Origin of the sequence: Micromonospora sp. NPDC048063, from assembly GCF_043202855.1 — a bacterium.
Taxonomy (GTDB): Bacteria; Actinomycetota; Actinomycetes; order Mycobacteriales; family Micromonosporaceae; genus Micromonospora.
In genome coordinates, this window is record NZ_JBIDBG010000031.1 from 24,544 (window position 1) to 36,125 (window position 11,582).

11 protein-coding genes and 1 pseudogene are annotated in these 11,582 nt (G+C 68.4%); 7 read left to right on the forward strand and 5 right to left on the reverse strand.

The window, feature by feature from the left end:
• Positions 1-388 precede the first annotated feature (388 nt).
• Complete coding sequence (locus tag ACGFZ2_RS33485; RefSeq protein ID WP_393460814.1) at positions 389-1,405, forward strand: TrmB family transcriptional regulator; 1,017 nt, start codon at positions 389-391, stop codon at positions 1,403-1,405.
• A gap of 539 nt (positions 1,406-1,944) precedes the next feature.
• Here the strand turns inward: ACGFZ2_RS33485 and ACGFZ2_RS33490 are convergent.
• The gene (locus ACGFZ2_RS33490) at positions 1,945-2,901 is read right to left on the reverse strand and encodes a helix-turn-helix transcriptional regulator (protein WP_393270177.1); all 957 of its coding nucleotides are present in this window, start codon (positions 2,899-2,901) and stop codon (positions 1,945-1,947) included.
• A 91-nt stretch (positions 2,902-2,992) separates the two neighbouring features.
• Between ACGFZ2_RS33490 and ACGFZ2_RS33495 the strand changes: the two genes are divergently transcribed.
• The 3 genes and pseudogenes from ACGFZ2_RS33495 to ACGFZ2_RS33505 all read left to right on the forward strand — a co-directional run.
• A complete protein-coding gene (locus tag ACGFZ2_RS33495; protein WP_393270179.1) occupies positions 2,993-3,982 on the forward strand; it encodes an MDR family NADP-dependent oxidoreductase in 990 nt (329 codons plus the stop codon).
• Positions 3,983-4,063: 81 nt separating this feature from the next.
• Entirely contained in the window at positions 4,064-4,198 is a 135-nt protein-coding gene (locus ACGFZ2_RS33500; protein ID WP_393460799.1) for a DNA glycosylase AlkZ-like family protein, read from the forward strand.
• Positions 4,192-4,359, forward strand: a pseudogene (locus tag ACGFZ2_RS33505) (IS6 family transposase); the annotation flags it as partial. The gene ACGFZ2_RS33500 and the pseudogene ACGFZ2_RS33505, both read left to right, overlap by 7 nt.
• Before the next feature lie 159 nt (positions 4,360-4,518).
• On the opposite strand, the gene ACGFZ2_RS33510 reads toward ACGFZ2_RS33505, so the two are convergent.
• Positions 4,519-5,343: an SAM-dependent methyltransferase gene (locus tag ACGFZ2_RS33510; protein ID WP_393460802.1), complete on the reverse strand. Its 825-nt coding sequence runs from the start codon at positions 5,341-5,343 to the stop codon at positions 4,519-4,521.
• 345 nt (positions 5,344-5,688) lie between these two features.
• Between ACGFZ2_RS33510 and ACGFZ2_RS33515 the strand changes: the two genes are divergently transcribed.
• On the forward strand, positions 5,689-6,000 hold the full coding sequence (locus ACGFZ2_RS33515; protein WP_393270189.1) for a hypothetical protein: 312 nt from the start codon (positions 5,689-5,691) through the stop codon (positions 5,998-6,000).
• A gap of 854 nt (positions 6,001-6,854) precedes the next feature.
• On the opposite strand, the gene ACGFZ2_RS33520 is transcribed toward ACGFZ2_RS33515, so the two are convergent.
• Positions 6,855-7,109, reverse strand: a complete 255-nt coding sequence (locus ACGFZ2_RS33520; protein ID WP_393270192.1) for a hypothetical protein — start codon at positions 7,107-7,109, stop codon at positions 6,855-6,857.
• 35 nt (positions 7,110-7,144) lie between these two features.
• A complete protein-coding gene (locus ACGFZ2_RS33525) occupies positions 7,145-8,119 on the reverse strand; it encodes an NAD(P)/FAD-dependent oxidoreductase (protein WP_393270194.1) in 975 nt (324 codons plus the stop codon).
• A 78-nt stretch (positions 8,120-8,197) separates the two neighbouring features.
• Between ACGFZ2_RS33525 and ACGFZ2_RS33530 the strand changes: the two genes are divergently transcribed.
• Positions 8,198-8,809, forward strand: coding sequence for a helix-turn-helix domain-containing protein (locus ACGFZ2_RS33530; RefSeq protein ID WP_393460805.1), 612 nt, complete (start codon positions 8,198-8,200; stop codon positions 8,807-8,809).
• A 1,532-nt stretch (positions 8,810-10,341) separates the two neighbouring features.
• A complete protein-coding gene (locus ACGFZ2_RS33535) occupies positions 10,342-10,947 on the forward strand; it encodes a hypothetical protein (protein WP_393460808.1) in 606 nt (201 codons plus the stop codon).
• Between the two features lie 99 nt (positions 10,948-11,046).
• Here ACGFZ2_RS33535 and ACGFZ2_RS33540 read toward each other — a convergent pair whose 3' ends face one another.
• On the reverse strand, positions 11,047-11,406 hold the full coding sequence (locus ACGFZ2_RS33540; RefSeq protein ID WP_393460811.1) for a WYL domain-containing protein: 360 nt from the start codon (positions 11,404-11,406) through the stop codon (positions 11,047-11,049).
• Positions 11,407-11,582: the final 176 nt, after the last annotated feature.

An 11,582-nucleotide genomic window follows, 5' to 3' on the forward strand; every position in this document is an offset into this window, starting at 1 on the left:
ACTGCTGGGCCTGAGCGTGCTCGGCCGACCCGACGATGGGCCGGGGCTCGCCTGCGGCCGATGCTGCGGGGACTGATGGGGAGAGTGCGGCCGCGATGGCGAGAACGCCAGCGGAAGCGAGGGTACGACGACGCCAAGTGCGGCGCATGGGGCCTCCGTGGGAACGAGGCGGGCACGAAACCCGGATGTGGGACGACGCAGCACCGGTAGGGCGTCCACGCCGCTGCCGACCCCTGGGTGGTGGTGGGGCCGGCGCCAAGGAGCAGAGTGCCGACCGAGGCCCGCCTCGGGGAACCTGGGCGGGCAGGCGAAGAATCGACATGTCGTGTTCTCGACAGCCGGCATGCGCGATGGTCGCACCCGAGCGGAGGTCTGAAGGGAGTGGTCGGTGACCCTGGAGCTCGATCTCAGCGCTCTTGGCCTGACAGCTGCACAGGAGCGGGAGTACCAATCCCTCGTCGTCGACGGGGGTGGCACCGTGGACATGCTCGCGGCACGGTGGCAACGCCCCGTCGACGAGGTGCTCGGGGTCCTCGGCTCGCTGCGCGACCTCGGGCTCGTCGAGGTGGCGACATTCGAGGGCGACGTGCGCAGATGGTTCCCGACAGCCCCGGATGTCGCGCTGCAGGGGTTGCTCAACTCGCGTCGGCACGCCTTGTCGGTGGCGGAGACGTCGGTGGTGGCGCTAACCGAGATGTTCCGCCGCGATCTCAACCATGCCGACGTCGGCGACCTGGTCGAGGTCGTGCTGGGAGCTGACGCGGTCCGTCGGCGGTTCCTCCAGCTCGAGCTCAGCGCTCGTGAGGAGGTCTGCACCTTCGTCGACGCCCGCCCTGTCGCGGTGAGTCCCGAGGAGAACACGGCGGAAGCGCAGGCACTCGACCGCGGCGTGACGTTTCGCGTCGTCATCGAACGCGCGGCCTTCGAGGATGACACGACGGTTGCTGAGGCACGGGAGGCACTCGGTGCGAACGCCCTGATCCGCGCCGTCCCCAAGGTACCCACCAAGTTGCTCGTGACCGACGGGGTCGTGGCCATGGCCCCGCTCTCGGTCCGGGGCTACGCAGCGGCCGCCGTGGTCATCAGGGCCCCGAGCCTCGTCCACTCGCTGGTGACCCTGTTCGAGTCCGTCTGGGCAGCAGGCATCCCCATAGTCCTCGACCCGGAGAAGGATCTCGTGGACGGCCCCGCTGCTGGCCCGGACCCAGACGACCTCGCGCTCCTCTCGCTCATGCTCAGTGGTCTCACCGACGAAGTGGTCGGCAAGCAGTTGGGGATGAGCGGCCGTAGCGTCCAGCGCCGCCTCAGGGCGCTCATGGACTTCACCGGGTCGACGTCGCGCATGCAGCTCGGCTGGGAGGCGTCTGAACGCGGCTGGGTCACTCGTCGCTCCTTCGACTCCTGAACAGCAAGTTGCCGGCAACGACAGCCCGGCGGCCGAGCCCAGGAACGACTCCAGCACGGGTACGAAGTCGCCGGCCGACAGCCCGTGCAGATACAGCAACGGCAACACCCGACCCGCCGAGCCCGCCCGCACGGCTGAGGTAACAGAGGTTGCGAGTGGCCGAATCCCATGAACCACTGCATCACCATCCCTCTATATCGATGCCGATGGCTGCAACGTTGTGTGTGGGAAGGGACCTGATGCAAAACTCTGTCCGGATAGTCGACAGCGCCGGGAGAGCTTCTTCCAGTTCTCGCAAACTCAACAGGTCACATGGCTTCCGGGCGCATTGTGTACAGTTACGCTGAAGGGTATTCCATTCAGCGTTCGGGCGGTCATTTCGAGCTCGGGAAGGTCTATCCCTGCCCGCACTTCATGGCTGCCCGAACCGCTGTGGGACCCGGTTTTCAAGCCCTCCTACGCCTGGCAGAACGCCTTTCCACTGCCTCGCCGGCTGCCACGAACGTCGCGCTACCGTCGCGGCGCCACGGCGAGGAAGGTCATGCGGGTGCGCGGGTGGCCCGGATGAAGCGGGCGCCCCACTCCTGGACGTGCGCGGCGAACTCCGGCGGCCCCAGGACCTTGAACTCGGCGCCCACGTTGCCCAGTGCCTGGGTTGGCCAGTCGAGGGAGGTCGAGGTCATGGTGAGCTGGCAGCTGTCCTGATCGAGTGGCTCGATCGTGCCCCAGCGGCCGACCACCTGCCGCACCCGCGAGGAGGGCGCGTGCACAAGGACCTCGACCGTGTACGGAGCCGGGGCCCCGCTCGCTGCCTGGACGAGGGCCACGGCGTCCTCGGCCGGGAGCAGGCGCGGCCGGAAGCGCGTGCCGGTAGCCGTCGGCTCGGTCAGCCGGTCGAGGCGGAAACTGCGCCAGTCGTGCCGACCCAGGTCGTAGGCCACCAGGTACCAGCGTCCGCCGAGTGCGACGACGCGGTGCGGCTCGACCTCGCGCTCAGTGGGTGCGGAGCCCCTGGCCGTGTAGCCGAACCGCAGCCGCTCCTCGTCCCGGCAAGCCTGGGCGACTGCGGTGAGCACCCCCGCCGCGACGACCGGCCCGGGCACGACAGCGGAGAGGGTCATCGCCCGCAGGGCGTCCACCCTGGCCCGCAGCCGGGGCGGCAGGACCCGCACCACCTTGGTGAGTGCGCGCAGAGATGCTTCCTCCATCCCCGCGATCCCGCTCTGCGCCGCGTCGCCGATGCCCACCGCGAGGGCCACCGCCTCCTCGTCGTCCAGCAGCAGCGGCGGCAGGACGGCGCCGGGCGCGAGCTGGTAGCCACCGTCGGTGCCGCGGGCCGCGCTGACCGGGTAGCCGAGCTCGCGCAGCCGCTCGACATCGCGGCGCAGCGTCCGCTCGGAGACCCCGAGCCGGTCGGCCAGTTCCAGGCCGGACCAGTGCCGGTGGGTCTGCAGCAGCGAGAGCAGTCTCAGGGTCCGTGAGCTGGTGTTCGCCATGGCGACATCCTGCCTCGACTTCCGGTCAGAAACTGGCCGGAACTATCCCTAGAGTCGATCTCGACGGTCACACCCGAGGTAAGGACAGAAGATGATCACCCGTGAGATCCAGCTGACTGCCCAGATCACCGGCACCCCCACGCTCGAACATTTCACCGTCGCCAAGACCGAGGTGGACGGCGAGGTCCTGGTACGCACCGACCAGATCGGGCTCGCCGCGACCTACCTGGAGCTGATGCGGGCAGACTGCACCATTCCGGTCCCGGCCTGGCAGCCGGGGCAGCGGGTAGGGGTGGCCGCCATCGGCACCGTGGTCCGATCCGACAGCCCCGAACTCGAGGCCGGCGACCTGGTCCAGTCGATGACCGGCTGGAGCGAGTACTCGGCCGGCCCGGCCGGCTCGTACCTCAAGCTCAGCCGCGAGCTCTTCGCCGATCCCGGCTACTACCTCGGCCAGGGACCGACCGCCTACTACGGGATGGCCGAGGTAGCGGCCGTCGGCGACGGCGACGTGGTCTTCGTCTCCGGCGCGGCGGGCGGGGTCGGCTCGCTGGCCGGGCAGATCGCCAAGTGCCTTGGCGCGGCGCGGGTGATCGGCAGCGCCGGCAGCCCGGCGAAGGCCGACTACTTGGTGAACGAGCTTGGCTATGACGCCGCCTTCGACTACCACGACGGCTCGACGGCCGACCGGCTCAAGGAAGTCGCGCCCGAAGGCATCTCGGTCTTCTTCGACGTCGTGGGCGGCGAGCAGTACCAGGGCGCGCTCCAGGCGGCCCGGCCCGGAGCACGCTTCGCCCTCTGCGGCTCACTGTCCAGCCAGCTCGGCGACGCGGCGCAGCGCTTTCCGCAGCCCGACCGCGCGGCGGCCGAGGCCAAGGGCGTCGAGCTGCTGCCGTTCTCCTGCTACCACACGCCCGATCAGATCGCGGCCTGGCGCGAGCACTTCAGCAGCTGGCTGGGCGAGGGCCGCTTCGTCTACCCGCAGACAGTCGTCGAGGGCGGGATCGAGGACGTGCCGCAGGCGTTCCTCTCCCTGCTGCAGGGTTACTACCAGGGCAATGTCTCGGTGCGGCTGCCGTGACCACACTCTCCCTCCGGGCCCTGAAGGGCGCTGATAGACCGCCAGTTCCTGCTGGGGCGCAACGATCGCACCCCGCTGGAGGTGATCGGGCGACTGGTTGCGCTGCAGGCACAGGAGCCCAACTGGGCCTATGTCGGGCTGTGGAGCAGGATCCACGCCCTCACGCAGTCCGAGCTCATCGCCCTGCTGAAGTACCGGGCAGGTGGTACCGGTTGAGACCGATGCGAGGGCTGCGAACGGACAAGACAGCACAGGTCATCATCGCCGGCCACGCCTTCATGCAGAACCTCCGACGCGGACACTACGAACTCGCCGTCGACGCCCCGCCCGCTCTGCGGGTCGCTACCGCATTCACCGAACTCGCTTGGGCGATCTGACCGCAGACCTCCACACCGGGGTTCAATACGTCCGCCAATCCCACAACGCAACGGTGTCGGTCAGGCCCCTTACGATCTTGTGCGCCCGAAGGGACTCGAACCCCTAACCTTCTGATCCGATAGGGACGGTGGTCGGAACGGGTCCACCGACACTGAGGGTCAGGGCTTGCGGGCGACGCCGGCCCAATAGTAGGCCGCGCGCGGGTCGTCCGAGCTGGCCTCATCGGGCCGCCACGCCATGACGGGCACGATGCCCGGCTCGATCAACTCCCACCCGTCGAAGAACCGCTCCACCTCGGCGCGCGTGCGCGGCACCAGCGTCATGTGGCCCTGATTGGCGGCGGCCACCGCCGCGCCCATCTCTGAGGGGTTGAAGTCCTGCGTCGGATGGGTGATGGCCAGGTAGCTGCCAGAAGGCAAGGCCCGCATTATGGTACGCAGCCTCTCCCCCGGCTCGTCCTCGTCGCGCAACAGCATGAGCACCGCGATGAGCGTAAGCGCCACGGGCCGGCTCAGGTCTAACGTGCCAGTGAGGCGGTCGGCGAGGATCGTCTCCGGCCGGCGCAGGTCGGCGTGGATGTACTCACTGCGCCCCTCCTCGCTGCTAATCATCAGCGCCCGGGCGTGCGCCAGCACGATGGGATCGTTGTCCACGTACACCACCCGGGTCTCGGGCGCCAGCGCCTGGGCGACCTCATGCAGGTTGGGCCGGGTGGGGATGCCGGTGCCGATGTCGAGAAACTGGCGGATTCCGGCCTCGGCCACCAGGTAGCGGGCCACCCGGTGGACGAACCGCCGGTTCTCGGCGGCCATCATCCGCAGGGTGGGGATCGCCTCGATCAACGCGGCGCCCACCGCCCGGTCGACAGCGAAATTGTCCTTTCCACCGAGCCACCAGTCGTAGACCCGGGCCGAATGCGGTACGGAGATGTCCACACCGGTGGGCGGGACCTCCTCAGTTCGGCTTCCGGCGGAACGCGTCACGGTCGACTCCCTCGAAGAGCCGGGATGGACGTGCGTAGCCTAGATGACGTCCGCCCGCCCCGCGATCCGGTCCAATTCGGATGATGGCGGCACTTCGGCAGGTCAGACCCTTCATGATCTTGCGCGCCCGAAGGGACTCGAATCGAACGCCCAACCTTCCGATCCCCGGGTGAGGGGGACAGGCTGACTGCGGGCCAGATTCCCGCAGTCGACCTGGATCTGCGACCGAAGGCGGTCACACCTGCCGTCGCGGGCCAGCAGGCAATAGCCGTGTCGCCTGCTGCCCCAGCCGATGGCGCGCCCGCCACAGGCACCGTTGGCGGCGAGGAGCTTGAAGCAGCCGCGATGCTCAGCATCTCCGTCAGCCACCTCGACCGGCTCTACCGCGAGCGCGACAGCAACGGCTTCCCCGAGCGCGCGGCCGACGGCCGCACATGGCGCCGCCAGGACATCGCCAAATTCGAACTGCCACGCGAACAGGCCAGGCGCAGCGCGCGTGACAGCGTCGACCGCTCCGGGGCCCCGGACGAACTGGTGGGCAAAGCGGAAGCCGCCAGAGTGCTCGGCTACAGCACCGCCAACGCCCTACCCAGTCGGATGCTGGAGCGCGCCGATGAGCAGTCAACAGGCCCAAAGGGGCGCTACCGCCGCAAGTAGAGGCGCGAAGCGCTGTGGGCCATCCTGGACGAGCAGGGCAGCACACCACCTCACCCCTGATCTGCTCAGCTGGCCCTCGGCGTAGGACTGCGGTCGACCCCGACCGATCACCCCACTCCCGCTCACCGCAGCGCCCGGCCCTGGCGGGCCGGGTTAACCGGAAGCGGCCTCCGGCCGTAAAGAGCAGGCCGACCGGCTCCGCCGTCAAGTCGAGCGGGCAGAGACCAGCCCCACCGCCCTCGCCTGACCTCGTCAACCGGCGATGCCCAGTCCAGCGTGGAACCGCACCAATCGGGTCTCGTACTCCCCGAAGGTCGGTCAGGCCTGTTCGATCAGGTGGTCGAGTTCCGCAGCGCGATCCCGGCTCGGCCCGCGATACGTGGTGACGGCCTCCCCGATGGAGCAGGTCGCAAGGTCAGCCCGCGAACTGCCACGCATTCGCCGGTCCGGGTCGTCGACAGGTCACAGGTCCGCGCTCCGCGCGGCGGGCTTCCCACAGGTTGATCGGCACCCGGCGTTGCTACCGGTGTGCAGCGGCCTGAGCAGCGCCGCGCCGAGGCCGCTGAGTAGGGCTACGTGCTTTACCTCCTGCCCATTGGCGGCCGCCGAACGTGCACGGTCGTTGGCGGCCGCCTCGGCTGGCCGGGTCAATCGTCGCGAGAGCAACCGTTCGCCAGGTGCAGGTGGTAAGGAGGTGGGGCCTGCGGGCGCCTGGCGAGAAGAGGCGGACCGGTTCTGAACCGGCGCGACGGATCGTCGCAGAGGGAACGCCGGATCAGTAATTCACCGAGTAGGTGAACCAAGCAGCGATCCGAGCGTTGCGTCGGGCTCGTGACGACGGGACGGCCACTCGATCAGGCTCGCCGGCCGATCACGTACATGCGCAGGCGTTGCAGTGGCGGCAGGAGGCCGTAGATGACGATCGGCACCGCGAGGGTGGCCAGGACGAGGGTGCGCAGCACCGTCGGTGTGTCCCGGAGCAGGTCGCCGAGTAGCAGTTGCAGGACGGTGAGCGTGGGGAAGACGGCCAGCCAGATCATCAGGGCCATGTGATGGCGGGGCGGCGGCCCGGCGCGCATCGGCGGGCGGGCGATCGGGTCCTCAGACATGGTGAGTGCTCCTCCAGTATTTGATGGTTGTGGGTTCAGAGACCGTGACGGCGGTCGGCGAGGACGGCCTCGGTGACTTGCCGTTCCAGTGCGGCCGAGAACGGGCGGGCGTCCGCGATGGCGCGCTGGACGTCCTGCTCGACCAGGTCGGCGTGCAGGGCGATGGCGGCGGCCGATCCGGCGCCGGCAGCGGTGATGACCTGGGCGCGCGGGTCGACGGCGTTGCCCGCAGCCCAGACACCGGGCACGCTGGTGCGGCCCCTCTCGTCGACGACCACCCAGCCGTTGCCGTCCACCTGGCAGCCCAGGCCGGTTAGCAGGCCGTTGCTCGGCACGAACCGGGGCCGGACGAAGATCGCCGCCGGGGCGACAACGCTTCCCCGGTCCAGTTCGACGCCGGCGAGCCGGTCACGGTCGATCACGAGCCGCGCCACCGTGCCTTCGACGATGCGGATACCGCGGGCGGTCAGCCGCTTCCGCTCGTCCGGGCTTAGGTCGTGGGTGTGCGCGAAGAAGGCGACGTCGGGCGACCACTGCCGCACCAGCAGCGCGTGCTGCACCGCGTCCACCGTGCCGCCCAGCACACCAAGCGGCCGGTCACGGACCTCGTAGCCATGGCAGTACGGGCAGTGCAGCACGTCCCGGCCCCACCGCTCGGCCAGGCCCGGGATCGCGGGCAGGTCGTCGCGCAGGCCGGTGGCCACGAGGACGCGCCGGGCGCTCAGCGCTGCTGCGGTGGCCAGGTGGACCCGGAAGCCGCGTTCGATGCCGACCACGGTGTCGTCGATGAAACGACCGCCGTACCCGGCGACCTCGGCCCGACCGGCGGTAAGCAGATCGTGCGGCGGTATGCCGTCGCGGGACAGGAATCCGTGCAGGTGGGTGGCAGGCGCGTTGCGGGGCAGGCCGGCGTCCACGACCGCGACCCGGCGCCTGGCTCGGGCCAGCACCAGGGCGGCGTTCAATCCGGCGGGCCCGCCGCCCACCACCACGACGTCATACTCGTTCATGGCGCCCAGGCTGCTCCGAGAGTCCGTAGGCGGCAACTATTGTTGCCATTTCCGGGAAGAGCGAGGTGGAATGGGGCCATGAATCACCCGCCCGCGATCGCCGCCGCCCTGACCGAGGTCGGCCCCCGCCTCAAACGCCTGCGCACCCAGCGCGGCGTCACCCTGACCGCGCTGGCCGAGGCCACCGGCATCTCCAAGAGCACCCTGTCCCGGTTGGAGGGCGGCCAACGCCGACCCAGCCTGGAACTCCTGCTGCCGATCGCCCATGCCCATCAGGTGCCACTGGAGGAATTCGTCGGCGCACCCGAGGTCGGCGACCCCCGGGTGCGCCTGGTCCCCCGCCGGGCGAACGGCCGCACGGTGCTACCGCTGACCCGGCAAGCCGGTTCGCTGCAGGCCTGGAAGGTGATCATCCCCGTAGACCAGACCGAGCCCGACTTACGCGTCCACGAGGGCTACGAATGGCTCTATGTGCTCTCCGGACGGCTCCGCCTCGTCCTGGCCGAGCACGACTTCGTGCTCCGCGCCGGCGAGGCGGCCGAGTTCGACACCCGGCTGCCGCACTGGTTCGGCAGCACCGGGGAACACCCCGTCGAGATCCTCAGCATCCTCGGCCGACAAGGCGAGCGCATGCACGTACGCGCCAAGCCCCGCGCCCCCACGCCGGCAACTGACGGTGCACGACGTTGAGCGGTCAGGTCGGGCAGCGACGGGGGTATGGGCACAGGAGCCGGCAAGATCAGGTGCGCTCATCCAGCCACGATGAGGGCGCCCATCCCCCGGACCCGTCACTAGCGGTAATCAGAACTCATGCTCCGTAGTGGTCGTCGTGGTACTGGCCGCTGCCGGAGGTGAGGCTGCTGTTGGAGTAGTAACCGGTATCACTGGGGGTGCCAGCTCGCCGAGCTGACATTGCTGTGGGTTCTGCCGGCGCGCCGGTGCCCGTCCGAGGCGGGAATGAGCTGTGCGTTACTGGTCTGGTGCGGTGACGACGCAGTGCACACTCGCCTGGTGATAGGCAGTGTCCGACGGATCAATCTGGCCGTCGACATCGACGTCGACATGATTACGCCAGGAGATCAGTTGACCTGTCGATTCGCAGGGTCGACGCGCCGTCGTTCGGTTGTTGCTTACCGACTTGGGCTTGAGTTGCAACCGTCGCCGATCAAGCCTTGCGGCGCCATGCGCCGTCCGTGGAAAGCTCGTAGAGACAGTTACGGACACGAGCCGTGTCCGCCGTGCAGTCACCCTTTTCCCACTGCCCGCGCCCAGAGACATCCGGCGCTGAGTAGTGAGGATCATCAGGCAGGCTGATGGGCGTACACCCGATCGCCGACGTCGCGATCCCGCCGTCTGGTGCCCGTTCGTCGCCGGATTGATCACTCGGCCCTGCTCGTCGACGTACCGGGCGCGGTCTCCGATATCAGACGGCGCGAGACCCGGAACCGCATCCGCGTAGGTGACAACTTGACCTGGCTGGACCCGGTCCTCCGCGCCTGCCGGCGAGGCAAGACCTGTGCCCCCGACCACCACACTTGTTGCGACCGCAACCCGCAAGATTGTCGCTGAAGCTACGGGCGGGCCTAAACGGCCCTCGACCGAGCAGAACAACTGGGACGAGAGAGCAGAACTGAGGTTGATCCGTCTCGACGGACGGCCAGCCCATTCAAGAAGCTCCGCCGCCTCAAGCCGCTGCCCGCACCGGGCCGCCAACACGGCGGGAACCTCGTCGCGCCAGACCAGCCGGAATCCGTCCGATGTAGGCCACGTCGGCGTCCAGGGCAGGTCTACCGAGTTTCACGTGATCGACAGGTCGTCGAGCTTCTGGTGATTGCTTTCCAGGTGTTCCCCGGCGAAGTCAAGCACCACTGGACAGTCAGCAAACCACTGCTCGTCATCGGGGTCCCAAGCACCGGCCAACTCCTAGGCCAGCTCAATGGCTGATCGAAGGCGTGGCCACCATGTCTCAACGCCGCGCTCCTCTTCTTCATATCCGGCCTGGCAGATCTCGCGATCCTGGCTACCAGCCTCGCCATCCTCGGCGTGGCCTCCTCCTCACGGGGCTCGCCATCGCGCTGCGGAAATAGGGACGGCATCGAGACAACCCGGAGTCCCTCGACCGGAAGTCAGCTCCGTGACAGACACATCTACATATGCCAAGCTAGGCAAGTGAAGCCCCGCCACAACCTCGGAACGCCTCGGAAGCCACCGACGGGTGCGCAATGACGGACGACACACCGATCAGTCACATCGTGCACCTGGTCAGATCCTTTGGAGACGACGCGACCGCACCGAGGGAGATCCAGTTCGGCAGACGACTGCGCCCTTCCGCTCTCGCCATTCTCTGGGTCCTGCTGGTCGCCGGCACGCTCAGCACAAGCCTCCTAGTCGTGTTCCTCTGGATAAGCGACTCGCCGGGGTGGTGGTTCAATCTGATCTTCACCCTCCTGCCGGCCTTCTTTTTGGCCGGGTGTGGAATGGCATTGACGGAATCGAGAAAGCTCTCACGCCGCGAGGCGCAGCTCGCCGAGCGGTGGCACGCGACACGGAACCACGCACGACCATCAGCGGGACGCGTCATCGACCGCACGGTGAGCCTTATGGAGCACGGGAGCGTGTCATCTTTTACCCTCACCGTCGACATCGAAGGGGCATCGCGCATCCGCGCACGCTGGTACCGCAGCAACCCGGAAAACGCAGACGCAACTCTCCTCCAGACCCAGATACCCGCAATCGGCTCTAAAGCACGTGTGTGGTCTGTCGGATTACCAAACGACGACGAACCCCTGATCGTGGAAGCACTCGATGCCAGCATCGTGATCCCATGAGCGTGCTCTATCGACTTCTTCCACCAACCTCGCTGGGGGCGCGGCGGGGGCTGCGCTGCGCCCGGCCCCCGCACCGGGCGAGGATCGCAACCGGGCCAGCTACCAGCAGGTGCCGCCCGAGCCTCTTCGGGCTGCGCCCGGTCCCCGGCCGGGCGAGGATCGCAACGGTGCGACGATGGGCGCGGAGCCCGCGCTGACACCACCAGCGCAGCGAGTGGCGCCGGCCGGTTCTGGACGCAGGCTGGTCGCTGTGCGGGGTTCGGCGAGTTGCCTGGCAGCCGAGATCCGGGACAGCCGGTAGGTGCGGTCCGCGTCTGATCTTGTGGCCAGCAAGTAGCCCTGGTCCCGTACGGTGACCAGGCCGATCGGGTCCACGGTGCGCCACCTCGGGGTCTGGTCCACAGCCGCGTAGTGGATGCGCAGTCTGTGTCCGGCAAGTACCGCGCGCCGGACCTCAATCGTTGTCGCATCGGGCTGAGCAACCGACGGCCACGGCTCGTGGCGAGCTGCCGAAACTCCAGATCAGGCGAGTGCGGCTGAAGTACTAGTGTTCTGAGTCGTTAATTCGCCGGCAGTATGTGGCGAGGCTGTTGAGGATGTCGTCGGCGGTCCTGGTCCAGACAAACGGCTTGGGG